Genomic DNA, 15,590 nt, shown 5'->3' on the forward strand with positions numbered 1-15,590 from the left:
TCCCTCACGTGCGCGGCGTCCAGCGCTCGACGTTCCACCACGGGCCCCACGTCGTGCCGTGGGTGTGCGGCTCGACGACGGGCTGGTAGCCGTCGAAGCGGTCGCGGGTGAGGTAGCTGTGGCCGAGGAAGGTCAGGAAGACCATGCCCGGGTCGGCGGCGTAGGCCTGCTGGAAGCGACGGAGCTCGGCGGCCCGCGTCGCGCGGTCCGGGGCGGCGAGGGCCGCGTCCAGGGCCTGGTCGACCGCCGCGTTCCGGTACGAGCCCGGGTTGTTGTAGCCGTCGGCCGCGTTGGCGGACGAGAGCAGCTGCCAGGACTTGAAGGCGGTGTCGAAGGGGTTGCCGCCGCCGAGGACCACCGCGTCGGTGCCCATCCGCGGGTCGATCGCGTCCCAGCCGAGGCCCTCGAGCCGGACGTCGACGCCGATCGCCCGCGCGTCCGAGGCGAAGGCCTGCGCGAGGTCGCGGCGCACGGTGTCGTTCGCGCCGTACATCAGGGTGAAGCGCGCCGGCAGGCCGTTCCTGGCCCGGACGCCGTCCGGACCGCGCACCCAGCCGGCGGCGTCGAGGATCGCGTTCGCCTGCGCCGGGTCGAACGCGAACTGCGCGCTCGGCTCGACCTCCTCGGGCAGCACCTCCGGGATCGGGGTGCTGGCGGGCCGGCCCTGGCCGGCGAGCAGCGCGTCGATCATCCCCTGGCGGTTGACCGCGCGGTTGAGGGCCTGCCGGATCGCCGGGTCGGCCGTGACCGGGTTGCCGAACGGCATCGTGATCGTGCGGTAGTCCGCGCTGTCGTGCTCCCGCAGCACCATGCCCTGCGCCTGACCGGCGATGCCCTTCGCGAGGGCGGGCGGCAGGACGGTCCCGTCGAACTCCCCGGCGGCCACCCGCTGCGCGCGGGTGTTGTCGTCGGTCGCGAAGACGACGGTGATCCTCCGGACGGCGGGTGCGCCCCCGAAGTACGCCGGGTTCGCCTCGAGCACCATCGACGAGCCCTGCCGCCACTCGACCATGCGGTACGGGCCGGTGCCGACCGGCTTCGTGCCCAGCGGCATGTCCGACGCCGGGCCGGGGGCGGCCACCGCCTCCGACGGGACGATCGGCAGCGTGAGCCGACCCGGGAAGAGCAGGAACGGCCGGACGAGGTCGAACCGGACGGTGCCGGGGTCGACGGCGACCACGTCGCGCACCATCGAGAGACCGGAGGCGACGGTGGCGGCCTTGGCCGGGTCGAGCACGGCCCGGTACGTGGCCACGACGTCGGCGGCGTCGAACGCGGTGCCGTCGTGGAACGTCACGCCCTGGCGCAGCGGCACGGTCCACGACAGGCCGTCCGGGGCGGCGACGGGCGCGCCCGCGGCCAGCGCGGGCTGCGGCTGCCGCTGCGCGTCCAGCGCGGTCAGCCCGTCGTAGATCTTCGACGCGCCCTCCTCGCCGTAGCCCATCAGCGGGTTGAGGTCGTCGGGCTCGTAGCCGTCGGCCAGCACCATGCTGGTGGGATCGGCGGCGGGGCCGGACGTCGGCGCGGCGCAGGCGCCGACCAGCAGGGCCAGCGCGGCCGCGAGGACGACCGGGACGAAACGGGCGGCGATCACGGGGCGGGACAGTAATCACCACTTCGTGGCAGGAACAAGATCTAGCTTCTGCATGCGAGCTGCGCTAGATGCACGACGGCCCCCGCGGGAGTCCCACGGGGGCCGTCGCCGGCGCGGTGGATCGAGTTGGTCGGAACGACCACCGCGGGTCAGGGGGTCAGACGAGCTGGGTGCCCTGCGCCGACTCGAAGCGCTTGGCGGCGTCGGCCCAGTTCACGACGTTCCACCAGGCCTTCACGTAGTCCGGCTTCACGTTGAGGTAGTCCAGGTAGAAGGCGTGCTCCCACATGTCGAGCATGACCACGGGGATGATCCCGAGCGGCACGTTCGCCTGCTGGTCGTAGAGCTGGAAGATGCGCAGCTTCTGGGCGAGCGTGTCGAACCCGAGGATCGACCAGCCGGAGCCCTGGATCGTCGTCGCGACCGACGTGAAGTGCTTCTGGAACAGCTCGAAGGAGCCGAAGTCGCGGTCGATCGCCGACGCGAGCTCACCGGTGGGCTTGTCGCCGCCGTCCGGGGAGAGGTTCTGCCAGAAGACGGTGTGGTTGATGTGCCCGCCGTAGTTGAAGGCGAGGTTCTTCTCCCACAGCAGCGCCGTCGTGCCGATCGTGTCCTTCTCGCGGGCCTCGGCGAGGGCGTCGATCGCGGTGTTCAGACCGGTGACGTAGGTGTTGTGGTGCTTGTCGTGGTGCAGCTCCATGATCTTGCCCGAGATGTGGGGCTCGAGAGCGCCGTAGTCGTAGGGCAGGTCGGGCAGGGAGTACTCCGCCATCGCTCGCACGTCTCCTCGGTGATCGAGTCTTGTTGCGATCTTGCTGCAGCTGACAGATGCAGGCAACCCCGAACCGGTGGCGTCGAAACCTCACCGACGGCGGCGGCTCCGCGGGGGGCGCGATCGTCCGATGGGGAGCCCGGCGGGCGACGGTCGGCAAACGACCGGCTCGCGAGACGCACACCAGGCAGACCGGCAGGCCCATCGAGCCGCCCGGTGTGGACCTCGCGGAGCGACCCCTACACCGCGACGGCGGCGGTGAGCCGCCGCAGCGCCGGGCGGTCGCGCACGACGAACGAGCGCCGCTGCTTGAGCAGCACGCCCTCGGCGACCAGGCGGGAGAGCTCGCGCGACGCGGTGACGCGGGTGAGCCCGACGATGGCCGCGAGGTCGTCGACGCCGAGCTGCAGACGCAGGCGGACGAGGCCGTCGGGGCCGGGCTCGCCGTGGGCGTCGGCGAGGTGGGTGAGCAGCAGGACCATGCGCTCGCGGGCGGACAACGCGTCCAGGGCGAGGTGCAGGTGCAGCACGTGCTGCTTGTGCGCGACGCGGCGCGCGACCTCGAGGAGCAGCTCCGGGTCGGTGCGCGCGGCGGCGAGGAGGACCTCGCGGGAGACGGCGAGCACCTCGGAGTCGATCACGGCGACGGCCGTCGCGGCCCGGGCGGCCCGGTCGACGCAGGCGGTCTCCCCCACGCTCGCGCCGGGCTCGGCGTACCCGAGGACGCGCTCCCCGCCATCGGGACGCAGCAGCGAGAGCCGCAGCCGGCCCGACGCCACGATGTAGAGCGAGCCGGAGATCTCGCCCTGTCGCATGACGAGGTCGCCGGCGCGCAGGCGCCGGGGCACGCCGAGGGCGGCGAGCCGAACCGCGACGGGCCCGGTCTCGGCGAGCAGGAACGGGGACACGGCGAGCTCGGGGGTCTCCCGGGGCACCGCGCGGGCGAGCGACTGCGCCACGAGCACCTCCGTCCCGACCCGGAGATCCCGGGTCGGGACGGAGATTAGTCGTGCACGACCACCGCTTTCCAGGTTCAGGCCGCCGCGACCGGGGCGGGGGCCTCGGCGCTGATGGTCTCGTCGGCCGAGTCGGGCAGCAGCAGCGTGCACGCCAGGCTGATCACCGAGAGACCGGCGAGCAGGAACCCGATCGCCATGCTCGACGCGTAGGTCGCGACGAGGGCGGTGGCGATCAGCGGGACGACGCCGCCGCCCAGGACGCCGGCCAGGTTGTAGGCCATCCCGGCGCCGGTGTAGCGGTAGCGGGTCGGGAAGAGCTCCGGCAGCTGGGCGCCGATCGGGCCGTAGGCGATGCCGACGACGCCGAGCACGATCGCGAGGCCGAGGCCGAACGAGGCCGCGGTGCCCAGGTCGATGATCGGGAACGCGATGAGACCGCCGACCACCGACACGGCGTTGCCGATGATCACCATCTTCCGGCGGCCGACCCGGTCGGACAGGATCGCGCCGGCGATCGTGGTCCCGGCGAACACGAGGCCGCCGACGATGCCCATGGCCAGGACGGTCGGGCGGGGCAGGCCGAGCTGCTGGGTGCCGTAGCTCGTCAGGTAGGTGACGCCGATGTAGAAGAAGGCGAACACGGCCATCGTCGAGCCGGCCCCGAGGAGGACCTCCTTCGGCTGGCGGGTGAGCACGTCGGCCACCGGCAGCTTCTTCGCGACCTGGGCCTCGTTGCGCTTCGCGAACGCGGCGGTCTCGGTGATCGCCAGGCGCACGTAGAGGCCGAGGGCGACGAGGACGACGCTGCCGATGAACGGGATGCGCCAGCCCCAGGCGAGGAAGGCCTCGTTCGACATCGTCAGCGCGGTCGTCAGGAAGGTGGCGCTGGCGAGGGCGAACGCGACCGACGGGCCGAGCTGCGGGTAGAGCGCGTACTTGCCGCGGACCTTCGCCGGGGCGTTCTCGGCGGTGAGCAGCGTGGCGCCGGCCCACTCGCCGCCGACCGCGAGGCCCTGCAGGATGCGCAGCAGCACGAGCAGCGCGGGGGCCACCCAGCCGATGACGCCCGTCGAGGGCAGCAGGCCGATCGCGAGGGTCGAGAGACCCATGAGCAGCAGCGTGGTGACCAGCGTGCGCTTGCGGCCGAGCTTGTCACCGTAGTGACCGAACAGGACCGAGCCGAAGGGCCGTGCGACGAACGCGACGCCGAAGGTCGCGAGGGCGAGCGCCGTCCCGGCGGCCGCTCCGAGCTCCGGGAAGAACACCTTGTTGAAGACGAGCGCGGCGGCCGTGCCGTAGATGAAGAAGTCGTAGAACTCGATGACGGTGCCCGTCATGCTCGCGAGCGCGATGCGGCGCATCGGTGGTGCGCTCGGTGATGACGTGTGGTCCGAAGTGGTCAACGGGTCCCTCCCGGTCAAGCGTGCTGTCACGCGCAGTATCGGGAGGAATCGGGCAGGGATCTGTATCACAGACTACAGACGCGACACGGCGCGTCCCGCTCATGAAGAACGTCAGGGACGACGCGGCCCCCGGAGCAGCCGCAGGCCGTTCAGCGCCACGAGGATCGTCGACCCCTCGTGGCCGGCCACCCCGAGGGCCAGCGGCAGGTGCCCGACGAGGTCCCACGTCACCAGGCCCACGACGATCGTCCCCGCGACGACCAGGTTCGCGACCACGGTCCGTCGGGCGCGCCGGCCCAGGTCGAGCAGCCAGGGCAGGCGCCGCAGGTCGTCGCCGAGCACCACGACGTCGGCGGCCCGCACCGTCAGTTCGCGGCTCCCCATCGCCACCCCGACGTCGGCGCGGGCGAGCGCCGGGGCGTCGTTGACGCCGTCCCCGACCACCGCGACGGTGCGCCCGTCGGCCCGCAGCTCCTCCACGACGGTCACCTTGTCCTCGGGCAGCAGGTCGGCCCGGACGTCGGTCACCCCGAGCCGCCCGGCCACGACCCCGGCGGCGTGCGCCCGGTCGCCGGTGGCGAGGACCGGCGGGACGGCGGTGCGGGCGGTGAGGTCGGCGACGGTCGCGGCGGCGTCGTCCCGGAGGGCGTCGGCGATCCCGAGGGTGCCCAGCACGCGGCCGGTGTCGAGGTCGGTGACGTCCACCCACGTGATCGCGGCGTCGTCGTGGGCGTGCTCGTGAGGGGAGGATTCGCCCGCCCCACCCTCGTGAGGGGACCCCTCTTGCGGCCGGGCAGGGCGGATGTTCCCCTCACGCGGGTCGGGGGCGGCCCGCCCCACCCCGATCCGCCGGCCGCCCACCGTGCCGCGCACGCCCACGCCGGGCTCGGCGACGAAGTCGACGACCTCCGCGACGGCGAGCCCACGGCCCCGTGCCGCCGCGACGACGGCCCGCCCGAGCGGGTGCTCGCTGCGAACCTCGACGGCGGCCGCGAGGGCGAGCACGTCGTCGGCCACCGGCCCGACGACCCTCGGGGCGCCGACCGTGACGGTCCCGGTCTTGTCCAGCACCACCGCGTCGACCGCACCGAGGCGCTCCATCACCTGCGCCGAGCGCACCAGCAGGCCGCGCCGCCCCGCGTTGGCCACCGCGGCCAGCAGGGGCGGCATCGTCGCCAGCACGAGGGCGCAGGGCGACGCGACGATCATGAACGTCATCGCGCGGAGCAGGGCGTCGTCGAGGGTCGCGCCGAGAGCGAGCGGGACCGCGAAGATCGCGAGGGTCGCGACGACGAGGCCGATCGAGTAGCGCTGCTCCACCTTCTCGATGAACAGCTGCGTGTGCGCCTTCGTCCGCGAGGCCTCCTCCACGAGCTCCGCGATCCGGGCCACGACGGACTCGGCCGCCGGGCGGGTGACCCGCACCCGGAGCGCGCCGCCGGACACCGGCGTCCCGGCGTACACCTCGCTCCCGGCCCGGGCGGGCACGGGCAGCGGCTCCCCCGTGATGCTCGACCGGTCCACCTCGGCGGCCCCGTCGACGACGACGCCGTCGGCGGGGATCCCGTCGCCCGGCCGGACCAGGACGACGTCGTCGACCGCGAGGTCCTCGGCGCGCACCTCCTCCTCGCCGCCGGTCCCGTCCCCGACGAGCCGGGTCGCCCGGGCGGGGGCGAGGTCGAGCAGCCCGCCGACCGACTCCTCGGTCCTGGCCGTGGCCCAGGCCTCGAGCGCGCCCGACGTCGCGAAGATGACGATGAGCAGCGCGCCGTCGACGACCTGGCCGATCGCCGCCGCACCGAGGGCGGCGACGACCATGAGCAGGTCCACGTCGAGCCGGCGCTCGCGCAGCGCCCGCAGTCCCTCGAGGGCGGGCTCCCAGCCCCCGGCCGCGTAGCAGAGCGCGAGGACCGGCCCCCACACCCAGGCCGGCGCGCCGAGGAGCACGAGCAGAGCGCCGACGGCGAACGCGGCGAGGGCGAGCGCGGCCCAGCGCGCCTCGGGCAGGCGCAACAGGAGCGCGCGGCGCGGCGGGCGGGTCGGCTGCGTGACGGGACGGACGTCGAGAGCGGTCACGTCCGCGCACGGTACACACGAATGAACGAGCGTTCATACTTTCATGTCTGACCAACCGCTGAGGTGAGTAGGCTCCGGCCATGGGGCACGGGACCGACGGCAGCACCGGGACGCTGTCGGACGACGCGGTCGACGCGGTGGCCCGCACCATGCACGCGCTGTCGACGCCGAGCCGGGTCCATCTGCTGCTGCGGCTGCGCAGTGCGCCGCGCACGGTCGGCGAGCTGGTCGCCGACGTGGGCATGGAGCAGTCGGCGGTGTCGCACCAGCTCCGGGTGCTGCGGCACCTGGGGCTCGTCGTCGGCGAGCGTGTCGGGCGGCAGATCCGCTACCGGTTGCACGACGACCACGTGGCCCAGCTGCTCGACGAGGCCGTCTTCCACGTCGAGCACCTGACGACGGGTCGGACCGACCCCTGATCAGGCGACGGCGGCAACCTCGCGCTGCGGGACGCCGACGGCGTCGTGGAGCAGGGCGACGAGCCGGTCGTCCCGCTCGGGTGAGCCGGCCGGGCCGGCGAGCACCGCGGCCCGGTGGAACGCGGCCGTGAGGTGCGGCAGGACGCGGAGGCCGACGACGGTTCCGGCGAGCCCGTCGAGGCGCACCCGGGTCCAGCGGCGCTGCGCGCGGCCGGCGCGCGCGAGCAGCCGGGTCGACAGCACGTCGTCGGGCGCCACGGCGAGGGCGGCCCGGGCGCACACGGCGACGAGCTCCCACGCGACACGGGGGTCGCGACCGCCCGCGGCCGCCAGGGCGGGGACCAGCGGCAGGAGGCGGTTCCGGGCGGCGTCGGAGACGCGGTCGTTGACCTGCTGCGCGAGCGCGGCGAGGACCGGCGACGTGCACCGGGGGCGGTCGGAGAACGGCTCGCCCGCCGTCAGGGCGACCTGCTCCATGAGACAGGTTCCCGATCCCGCGCCGGGGTGGGCTCCCCGCGTGAGGCGCTCGGTCACGTGGACTCCGTCCGTCGGAAGTGGTCGCGGGTCATCCTAAACAGGGATTTCGAAGTGAGGACACCCTGGTTTCGGTGAACCGAAACAGAAGACATCGGCAGGCCGACATCTCGACCCGTCGGCGGTGCTACCCGCCCGTGCGTCCGACCGACACGTGCGATGTCAGGCGACCTGTGCGGAGCACCGGCACCGGAGCCCCTGCCGGCACCCGCAGCCACAGGTCGCGGCGCAGTCACAGGTCCCTCCGAGCAGGGCGGCCGCCAGGTCGGGCGCCGGGTCGGCGGGCCCGGTGCGCACGCGACGGGTGACCACGGCGGCCAGCTCGGCCCAGGTCCGGCAGGCCGCGCACCCGGCGAGGTGCGCCTCGGCGCGCGCCGTCTCCCGCGCGCCCGCCTCGCCATCCAGGCCGGCGGAGATCGCCGTACGACACCGCTCGCAGTCCACGACCGTCAGGTCGTCGTCGGGACCGCCGGAGTTCCCGGGAACCGCCGGGACCGGCGCGACGACTCTCCTGTCGTGTTCTCCCCCGCCCTGACCCTGCTGTTCACGGTCGCGTTCGTCGCGACCGCGGGCTACGCCCTCGTGCGCCTGGTCGCGCTGCTCTCCACCGGTGACCGCGACGGCAGCCGGGTGGGCGAGCTGGCACACCTGCTGATGAGCCTCGCGATGCTCGCGATGACGCGGGGCCTCACCGGCGCGCCGTCGAGCCCGGACGGCGCACTGCAGATCGTCGTGTTCACGGTGCTCACGGCCTGGTTCGTGCGCCGGGTCGTGCGGCCGCCTGCCGGACACGAGCGCTGGGTCGAGGGCTACCACGCGGCGATGTGCGCCGCGATGGCGTGGATGGTCGCGGCGATGCCCGCCCTGATGGGCGGCTCGTCCAGCGGTTCCCCGGGCGGCTCGGGTGGCCACCACCACGGCGGCGACGCGACCGCCGCCGGCACCCCGGCCTGGGTCACGGGGGTGACCGAGGTGCTCGCCGTCGTCGCGCTCGCGGCCCTGGCGTTCTGGTCGGTCCGGGTGGTGCGTCCGGTCCCCGGCGGGGGCTGCGGTCGCGCGCCGCAGGCCCGGTCCGACGCCGGGTCGGGGCCGGTCGCGGTGGCGACCCGCCCGTCGGTCGCCACGGTGCGTGCCACGGTGCGCGCCGCGGTCGGGCCGCGCCTCGACGCCGGCTGTCACCTCGTGATGAGCGCGGGCATGGCCCTCATGCTGCTGGTGATGTGAGGGGGTCGGAGAGCGCCCGGCTACCGTGCAGGTCGTGGACGACGCCGCCGTGACCCGGGCCGCCGAGCTCGCCCGGGACGGCGACCGGGCGGCCGCCGCGCGGTTCGTGGAGCTCACCCAGCAGCAGGTCTGGCGGCTGCTCACCCACCTCTCCGACCGCGGCGTCGCCCAGGACCTCGCGCAGGAGACCTACGAGCGGGCGTTCCGCTCCCTGCCCGGCTACCGCGGCGAGGCCCCGGCGCGGACCTGGCTGCTCTCGATCGCCCGCCGGGTCGCGGCCGACCACCTGCGGCGCGCCGCCCGCCGGCCCGCCACGCCGACCGAACTGCACGACGCCGACGAACCGCTGGGCCGCGCGCGGTACGGCGACGTCGCCGAGGGCGTGGTGCTGCGCGCCGCGGTGGACGCCCTCGACCCCGACCGGCGCGAGGCCTTCGTCCTCACCCAGGTCGTGGGACTCGGGTACGCGGAGGCCGCCGCGGTGTGCGACTGCCCGATCGGCACGATCCGGTCGCGGGTCGCCCGGGCCCGGGCCGACCTCGTCGAGGCGCTCGGCGCCGCCCCGGGCGCGGACGTGCGGGAGACCCGGTCATGACCTGCGAGGACTGCCGCGAGGAGATCTCGGCCGACCTCGACGGCGAGAGCGACGCGGACGGGCGCGCCGCCGTCGAGGACCACCTCGGGACCTGTCCCGGGTGCCGGGCCTGGCGGGAGGGCGCCGTCGTCGTCACCCGCGCGGTGCGCACCGCACCGGCCGACCCGGGTCCCGACCTCGTCGCCCTCGTCCTCCCGGCCGCACCGCGGCGCCGCGTCGGGCCGCGGGCGGCGCGGGTCGGCCTCGCGGTCGTCGGGGTCGTGCAGCTCGTGCTCGGGGTCCTCGCCCTCACCGGGACCACCGGCCACGGGGACGCCGCGATGCTGGGCGCGGACATGGCGCACATGGGTCACGAGTCCGCGGCGTGGAACCTCGCCCTCGGCGTCGCCTTCCTCGCCGGCGCCCGGTGGGTCCGGCACGTGGCCGGGCTCCTGCCGGTGCTCGGCGCGTTCATCCTCGTGCTCGGCACGCTCAGCGTCGTCGACCTGCTCGCCGGCCGGGTCGAGCCGGCCCGCATCCTCGCGCACGGCCTCGTCGTCGTCGGGTTCGCGCTGGCGCTCTACCTGGGCCGGCAGCCCGCCCCGGCCCCACGTCCGTCGGCGGGCCGGCCGCCGTCGCGTGCCCCGGGCGGCCGGGAGCCTCTCTCCGAGGACGCCGGCCGGCGGCACGCGGCCTGACCGTCCGACCAGTTGCCCATTTCTGGCAACAGCGCTGTACTGGCACTCGTGACGGCGGACGTGCACGAGGAGGCCCCGGGCCACCGGATCGACCCCCGCGGGCACTGCCGCTGCGGGTGGGAGGCGCGGGACGCGGCCTTCCACTGGTCGGGCGAGCTGCCCGTCCTCGGGGTGCCTACGCGTACAACGCCCGAGCGTTCTCCGCGAGCGTGAGCCGGCCGAGCTCCCCGTCGCCCATGGCCGCCTGCAGGCGCACCAACTCACCGATCCGGTCGCCCCAGGGCTCGTCGCTGGCGAACAGGACGCGGTCGTGCCCGACCCCCCGACGCTCGATCTCGGCGGCGAGCCACCGCGGCGCGAACCCGATGGCCCAGCTGGTGTCGGTGTAGACCTGCTTGCCGGCCGCGATCCAGTCGAAGAACCGGCCGCCCACCAGCTTGATGTGTCCGCTCATGCCGCCGCCGAGGTGCACCAGGTGGAGCTTGACGTCGTCGGCGTAGCGCTCGACCAGTTCGCCGACCTGGTCGATGTCGGAGGCCGCGCCGGGCGAGGTGTGGACGTGCACCACGCGGTCGTGGCGGCGGGCGGTCTCGAAGATCGCGTCGAGCTGCGGGCGGCACTCCGGATCGGTCGCGGAGCCGCCGAGCAGGAAACTGATCTTGATGACCCGCACCGGGTCCTCGGCCGCCAGCTCGAGCGCCTTAGCGGTCTCGGCGGCGTCCTGCGGGCGGGGTGAGGCCCAGATGCCGGCCCGGATCCGCTCGTCCTTCGCCGCGGCCTCGAGCACCAGCTCGTTCAGCGCGAACGACGGCGCGGGGTCGGGCACGCCGTAGTTCGGGATCACGACCGCGAGCTCGGTCCCCTCCTCGTCGAGGTCCTCGCGCAGCTGGTCGATCGTCTCCCGCGCGCCGATGTCCGGGTTGACCGGCGGCCCGCCGTAGAACGGGTAGGAGGGCAGCACGCCGAGATGGCGGTGGGCGTCGACCACGGGGAGTTCGGGCACGTCGCCGACCCTGGCAAGCAGGTGTTTCGCGGTGGCTGCGTCCGGATGACGCCGTGTTTCGTCGTCCGTCGTGCGCCGAACATCTCATCGTCTGATCAGACTTGCGATTGCCGGGTGGTCGTTCCTACAGTCCTCCCGCCCGTCCGATCCCAGGAGGTCAGTCCGGTGCACATCGCCGAGGGTTACCTGCCACCGGTGCACGCGGCGGCGTGGACCGTCGTCGCCGCGCCGTTCGTCGTCCACGGGGCGCGCGCCCTGGTGCGGCAGGTACGGGAGGACCCCGACTCGAAGCTGCTCCTCGGAGCCGCAGGGGCGTTCACCTTCGTGCTGTCCGCCCTGAAGATCCCCTCGGTGACCGGGTCGTCCTCGCACCCCACCGGTACGGGCCTCGGGACAGTGCTCTTCCGACCACCGATCATGGCCGTCCTCGGGACGATCGTGCTGCTCTTCCAGGCGCTGCTGCTCGCCCACGGCGGGTTGACGACGCTGGGCGCGAACGCCTTCTCCATGGCGATCGCCGGCCCGTGGATCGGCTACGGGGTCTACCGGCTGACCCGGAGGTTCGGGCTGGCGGTCTCGGTGTTCCTCGCCGCGATGCTGGCCGACCTGTCGACCTACTGCGTCACCAGCCTCCAGCTCGCCCTCGCGTTCCCCGACCCGGTCTCCGGCGTGCTGGGATCGGTCGCGAAGTTCGGCGGCATCTTCGCGTTCACCCAGGTCCCCCTGGCCGTGGCCGAGGGCCTGCTCACCGTCCTCGTCGTGCGCCTGCTCGTCCGCAACAGCCCCAAGGATCTGCTGCGGCTCGGTGTCCTGCGCCGCCGCGACCAGACCATCACGCCCCCGAGCCCGCAGGAGAGCCGTCCGTGAGTCGCTCCAGTCGCGTCAATCTCGTGCTGGTCCTCCTCGTGGTGATCATCGCCGCCGCGCCGCTGGTGCTCGGGCTGGGTCGCGGGGAGGAACCGTTCTCCGGGGCGGACGCCCAGGCCGAGTCCGGCATCTCCGAGGTCGATCCCGGATACGAGCCGTGGTTCTCCTCGGTGTTCGAGCCGCCGTCGGGCGAGGTCGAATCGGGCCTGTTCGCGCTCCAGGCCGCCCTCGGGGCGGGGGTGCTCGGCTACTGCTTCGGCGTCGTCCGGACGCGCCGGCGCCTGCAGGGTGAGCGGCCCGGACTCGACGACCCGACGCCACCGGAGTCCGACCGGGCCGCATGAGCCGCCTGGACACCCTCGCCGCGGTCGGACCCTGGCGAGGTCGCCATCCCGGGGAGAAGGCACTGCTCGGGCTCGGGCTGCTCGGCTGCGCGGTCGGGCTCCCGCCGTGGCCCGGGGCCCTCGTCGTCGGGATCGTGGCCCTCGCCCTGCTCCTCGGACCCGCCCGCGTCGGCCCCGGTCAGGTCCTCGGACTCGCGGCCGGTCCGGCGGCCTTCATCACGGTCGGCTCGCTGCCGCTGCTGGTGTCGATCGGGGGGCCCGACGTCGTGCGATGGGCGCCCGAGGGCCTGCCGCGGGCGGCCGAACTCGCCGGGCGGTCGATCGCGGCGACGCTGTGCCTCCTGCTCTTCGCGGCCACCACTCCGCTCGCCGACGTCCTCCCGCGCCTGACGCGCCTCGGGGTCCCACCCGCGGTCACCGAGGTCGCGGCCCTGATGTACCGCCTGGTGTTCGGCCTGCTCGACACCGCGGCGACCATGCGGGAGGCGCAGGCCATGCGCCTCGGTTTCGTCTCGTGGCGAGCGGCGATGCGTTCCGCCGCCGGCCAGGCCGCCACCGTCTTCGTCCGCGCCTTCGACCGGGCCCGCCGCCTCGACGAGGGACTCGCCCTGCGCGGTTACGACGGGCACCTCCTGGTGGACGTCGGCCCGACGCCGGTCTCGGCACGGTTCCTCGCCGCGACGGTCGCCACGCTGGCAGCCGTGATCACGGCCAGCCTCGCGCTGCGCACCCTGATCACGTGAGCGACGACGTCCTCGGCCGGTTGACCGACGTGCACTTCGCCTACGAGCCCGGCCGCCCCGTCCTGCGGGGAGCCGATCTCGCCGTGCGCCGGGGCGTCCGCCTCGCGGTCCTCGGACCCAACGGCGGCGGCAAGACGACCGCGTTCCGCCTGCTCGCCGGGGCGCTGACGCCGGACCGGGGGCTGGTCGAGGTGCTCGGCCGCCCGGTGTCCCGGTCCCGGCGGGCGCTGACCGGACTCCGACGGCAGGTCCAGCTCGTCCTCCAGGACCCGGACGACCAGTTGTTCGCCGCGACCGTGTCCCAGGACGTGTCGTTCGGGCCGATCAATCTCGGGCTGGACCGTGACGAGGTCCGTGCCCGCGTCGCCGCCGCGCTCGACGCCCTGCAGATCGGCGACCTGGCCGACCGTCCGCCCCACCTGCTCTCCGCCGGCCAGAAGAAGCGGGTCACCATCGCGGGCGCCGTCGCGATGCGCCCTCGGCTGCTCGTGCTCGACGAGCCCACGGCGGGCCTGGACCCCGCCGCGGTCGAGGACACGGTGGCGATGCTCGGCGACCTGCACGCCGCGGGCACCACGATCGTGCTCTCGACCCACGACGTCGACCTCGCGCACCGCTGGGCGGACGAGATCGCGGTGGTCACCGACGGCACGTTCCGCAGTGGGGACCCCGACGAGACGCTCGTCGACCTCGAGCTGCTCGCCTCCGCCCGGCTCGGCCCCGCCTGGGCACCCGCCGTCCGCGCCCTGCTCCGGCGCCACGGACTCGAACACCTCGCGCCGCGGCGACCGGTCGACGCGCTCGGGGAGTGACGGCCCCGGTGCACGACGCCGGGTCGGGGTGGGTCGAGCCGGTCGTGCGCCGGGCCATCACCGTGCGCCGACCCCATCCCGCGGGTGGCCCCGGGGCACGTGGGCTCAGGCGGGCGGCACCCGATCGGAGCAGCACGCGGTCGACTGTGACCAACCCGGCGAGCGGACATTCGACGCACCGTCGCCCAATCGCATCGCTTCAGCAGTTGCGAAGATTTCGCACCATTGAAATATGTGGCCGCGACCCCGACAGTGCTCCTCCGTGAGCACCGACAACGCCCGTGTGACGACTTCTCCCCGACGACGGGTGTCGCGCCACGAAGCGTCCTCGATGATCTGGATGGCGGCGGTCATCGTCGTGATCACGGCGGTCGGTTGGGCGACGCTCGCCTTCCTCGTCGCCCCGGCCCACTACGACCTGGGCGCTTCCGGCACCCTCGGCCTCGGTCTGGGGCTGACGTCGTACCTGCTCGGGATGCGGCACGCCTTCGACGCCGACCACATCGCCGCGATCGACAACACCACCCGCAAGCTGCTCTCCGAGGCCCCGGAGGGCCGCAAGCCGGTGAGCGTCGGCTTCTGGTTCGCGCTCGGGCACTCGACCGTCGTGTTCGTGCTGGTGGCACTCCTGGCCGCAGGCGTCCGGGCGATCTCCGGCGAGATCGGCGATGACGCATCACCGCTCAAGCAGATCGGCGGGCTCATCGGCACGAGCGTGTCCGGGCTCTTCCTGATCCTCATCGGGCTGCTCAACCTGGTCGTGCTGGTCGGTGTCGTCCGGGTCTTCCGTCGGATGCGCTCGGGCGAGTACGACGAGGCCACCCTCGAGGACCAGCTCAACAATCGCGGCTTCCTCAACCGCTTCCTCGGCGGCGTCACGAAGGCCGTCCGTAGGCCGGTCCACATGTTCCCGGTGGGCCTGCTCTTCGGGCTGGGTTTCGACACGGCCACGGAGGTCGCCCTGCTGGTGATCGCCGGCGGCGCGGCCGCCAGTGCCCTGCCCTGGTACGCCATCCTCGTCCTGCCGGTCCTGTTCGCCGCCGGCATGACCCTGTTCGACACCCTCGACGGGGTCTTCATGAGCTTCGCCTACGACTGGGCCTTCATGAAGCCGGTCCGCAAGGTCTTCTACAACATCACCATCACCGGGCTCTCGGTCGTCGTCGCCCTGGTGATCGGCGTGATCGAACTCGACTCCATCCTCACCGACCAGCTCGGCATCGACTCCGGGCCGCTCGCCGCGATCGCGGATCTGGACCTCGACGACGTCGGCTTCGTGGTCGTCGGGCTGTTCGTCCTCACCTGGATCGTGGCGATCGCGGTCTGGCGTCTCGGCCGGATCGAGGAGAGGTGGTCGGCCGGACTCGCACCGTCGGAGCCGGGCGGCGCGTCGAACTGATCGACCCGGCCGTCGTCGGGGCCGCCCTCCTCGGGCTGTCCGACCTCGCCGCGCGCCGCCTCGCCGCCCCCGCCGAGACCCCGGTCGGCGTGGTCACCGCCGTCTGCGGGGCCCCGCTCCTCCTGGCTCTGCTGATCCGCGCGCGCCGTCGCGGCGAGATCACGTAGGC

At 73.9% G+C, this 15,590-nt stretch carries 18 protein-coding genes; 10 read left to right on the plus strand and 8 right to left on the minus strand.

Annotation, left to right across the window (positions count from 1 at the left end):
- Window positions 1–4: 4 nt before the first annotated feature.
- From ACQPYX_RS19985 to ACQPYX_RS20005, 5 genes are all read right to left on the minus strand, one after another.
- Window positions 5–1,594 carry an ABC transporter substrate-binding protein gene (locus ACQPYX_RS19985; protein WP_433799034.1) on the minus strand — a complete coding sequence of 530 codons (1,590 nt, stop codon included), beginning with the start codon at window positions 1,592–1,594 and terminating at the stop codon, window positions 5–7.
- Between the two features lie 157 nt (window positions 1,595–1,751).
- Complete coding sequence (locus tag ACQPYX_RS19990) at window positions 1,752–2,366, minus strand: superoxide dismutase (protein ID WP_230756956.1); 615 nt, start codon at window positions 2,364–2,366, stop codon at window positions 1,752–1,754.
- A 239-nt stretch (window positions 2,367–2,605) separates the two neighbouring features.
- Window positions 2,606–3,325 (minus strand): Crp/Fnr family transcriptional regulator, encoded by a 720-nt coding sequence (locus tag ACQPYX_RS19995; protein WP_230756954.1) that lies wholly within the window; start codon window positions 3,323–3,325, stop codon window positions 2,606–2,608.
- Window positions 3,326–3,399: 74 nt separating this feature from the next.
- Window positions 3,400–4,662, minus strand: a complete 1,263-nt coding sequence (locus tag ACQPYX_RS20000) for an MFS transporter (protein ID WP_230756948.1) — start codon at window positions 4,660–4,662, stop codon at window positions 3,400–3,402.
- A gap of 177 nt (window positions 4,663–4,839) precedes the next feature.
- Window positions 4,840–6,804: a heavy metal translocating P-type ATPase gene (locus tag ACQPYX_RS20005; RefSeq protein WP_433799035.1), complete on the minus strand. Its 1,965-nt coding sequence runs from the start codon at window positions 6,802–6,804 to the stop codon at window positions 4,840–4,842.
- Window positions 6,805–6,884: 80 nt separating this feature from the next.
- On the opposite strand from ACQPYX_RS20005, the gene ACQPYX_RS20010 reads away from it, so the two are divergent.
- Window positions 6,885–7,223, plus strand: coding sequence for an ArsR/SmtB family transcription factor (locus tag ACQPYX_RS20010; RefSeq protein WP_433799036.1), 339 nt, complete (start codon window positions 6,885–6,887; stop codon window positions 7,221–7,223).
- Here ACQPYX_RS20010 and ACQPYX_RS20015 read toward each other — a convergent pair whose 3' ends face one another.
- Complete coding sequence (locus ACQPYX_RS20015; protein ID WP_433799037.1) at window positions 7,224–7,757, minus strand: hypothetical protein; 534 nt, start codon at window positions 7,755–7,757, stop codon at window positions 7,224–7,226.
- 162 nt (window positions 7,758–7,919) lie between these two features.
- Window positions 7,920–8,201 (minus strand): zf-HC2 domain-containing protein, encoded by a 282-nt coding sequence (locus tag ACQPYX_RS20020; protein WP_433799038.1) that lies wholly within the window; start codon window positions 8,199–8,201, stop codon window positions 7,920–7,922.
- Window positions 8,202–8,273: 72 nt separating this feature from the next.
- Here ACQPYX_RS20020 and ACQPYX_RS20025 point away from each other — a divergent pair, with 72 nt between their 5' ends.
- From ACQPYX_RS20025 to ACQPYX_RS20035, 3 genes are read left to right on the plus strand one after another with little or no spacing between them, the layout of a single operon-like run.
- On the plus strand, window positions 8,274–8,981 hold the full coding sequence (locus tag ACQPYX_RS20025) for a DUF5134 domain-containing protein (protein ID WP_433799039.1): 708 nt from the start codon (window positions 8,274–8,276) through the stop codon (window positions 8,979–8,981).
- Window positions 8,982–9,015: 34 nt separating this feature from the next.
- Window positions 9,016–9,576, plus strand: coding sequence for a sigma-70 family RNA polymerase sigma factor (locus tag ACQPYX_RS20030; protein ID WP_433799040.1), 561 nt, complete (start codon window positions 9,016–9,018; stop codon window positions 9,574–9,576).
- Window positions 9,573–10,253, plus strand: a complete 681-nt coding sequence (locus tag ACQPYX_RS20035; protein ID WP_433799041.1) for a zf-HC2 domain-containing protein — start codon at window positions 9,573–9,575, stop codon at window positions 10,251–10,253. Before ACQPYX_RS20030 ends, ACQPYX_RS20035 begins: the two co-directional genes overlap by 4 nt.
- Window positions 10,254–10,428: 175 nt before the next feature.
- On the opposite strand, the gene ACQPYX_RS20040 is transcribed toward ACQPYX_RS20035, so the two are convergent.
- On the minus strand, window positions 10,429–11,256 hold the full coding sequence (locus ACQPYX_RS20040) for an amidohydrolase family protein (protein ID WP_433799042.1): 828 nt from the start codon (window positions 11,254–11,256) through the stop codon (window positions 10,429–10,431).
- A gap of 165 nt (window positions 11,257–11,421) precedes the next feature.
- On the opposite strand from ACQPYX_RS20040, the gene ACQPYX_RS20045 reads away from it, so the two are divergent.
- From ACQPYX_RS20045 to ACQPYX_RS20070, 6 genes are all read left to right on the plus strand, one after another.
- Window positions 11,422–12,123 carry an energy-coupling factor ABC transporter permease gene (locus ACQPYX_RS20045; protein WP_433799043.1) on the plus strand — a complete coding sequence of 234 codons (702 nt, stop codon included), beginning with the start codon at window positions 11,422–11,424 and terminating at the stop codon, window positions 12,121–12,123.
- Window positions 12,120–12,467: an energy-coupling factor ABC transporter substrate-binding protein gene (locus tag ACQPYX_RS20050; protein ID WP_433799044.1), complete on the plus strand. Its 348-nt coding sequence runs from the start codon at window positions 12,120–12,122 to the stop codon at window positions 12,465–12,467. The genes ACQPYX_RS20045 and ACQPYX_RS20050 overlap by 4 nt, the downstream gene beginning before the upstream one ends.
- The gene (gene cbiQ / locus ACQPYX_RS20055) at window positions 12,464–13,210 is read left to right on the plus strand and encodes a cobalt ECF transporter T component CbiQ (RefSeq protein WP_433799045.1); all 747 of its coding nucleotides are present in this window, start codon (window positions 12,464–12,466) and stop codon (window positions 13,208–13,210) included. The genes ACQPYX_RS20050 and cbiQ overlap by 4 nt, the downstream gene beginning before the upstream one ends.
- Entirely contained in the window at window positions 13,207–14,022 is an 816-nt protein-coding gene (locus tag ACQPYX_RS20060; RefSeq protein ID WP_433799046.1) for an energy-coupling factor ABC transporter ATP-binding protein, read from the plus strand. The genes cbiQ and ACQPYX_RS20060 overlap by 4 nt, the downstream gene beginning before the upstream one ends.
- A 331-nt stretch (window positions 14,023–14,353) precedes the next feature.
- Window positions 14,354–15,421 (plus strand): HoxN/HupN/NixA family nickel/cobalt transporter, encoded by a 1,068-nt coding sequence (locus ACQPYX_RS20065; protein WP_433803768.1) that lies wholly within the window; start codon window positions 14,354–14,356, stop codon window positions 15,419–15,421.
- Window positions 15,373–15,588 (plus strand): iron chelate uptake ABC transporter family permease subunit, encoded by a 216-nt coding sequence (locus ACQPYX_RS20070; RefSeq protein ID WP_433799047.1) that lies wholly within the window; start codon window positions 15,373–15,375, stop codon window positions 15,586–15,588. Before ACQPYX_RS20065 ends, ACQPYX_RS20070 begins: the two co-directional genes overlap by 49 nt.
- Window positions 15,589–15,590 lie beyond the last annotated feature (2 nt).

Origin of the sequence: Actinomycetospora sp. CA-084318, from assembly GCF_050955885.1 — a bacterium.
Classification (GTDB): Bacteria; Actinomycetota; Actinomycetes; order Mycobacteriales; family Pseudonocardiaceae; genus Actinomycetospora.

Bases quoted from the DNA above. Each gene is read 5' to 3' on its own strand.
- ACQPYX_RS19990 (WP_230756956.1), bottom strand. From the start codon at position 2,366: ATGGCGGAGTACTCCCTGCCCGACCTGCCCTACGACTACGGCGCTCTC.
- cbiQ (WP_433799045.1), top strand. From the start codon at position 12,464: ATGAGCCGCCTGGACACCCTCGCCGCGGTCGGACCCTGGCGAGGTCGC.
- ACQPYX_RS20065 (WP_433803768.1), top strand. From the start codon at position 14,354: ATGATCTGGATGGCGGCGGTCATCGTCGTGATCACGGCGGTCGGTTGG.
- ACQPYX_RS20010 (WP_433799036.1), top strand. From the start codon at position 6,885: ATGGGGCACGGGACCGACGGCAGCACCGGGACGCTGTCGGACGACGCG.
- ACQPYX_RS20035 (WP_433799041.1), top strand. From the start codon at position 9,573: ATGACCTGCGAGGACTGCCGCGAGGAGATCTCGGCCGACCTCGACGGC.
- ACQPYX_RS20000 (WP_230756948.1), bottom strand. From the start codon at position 4,662: ATGACGGGCACCGTCATCGAGTTCTACGACTTCTTCATCTACGGCACG.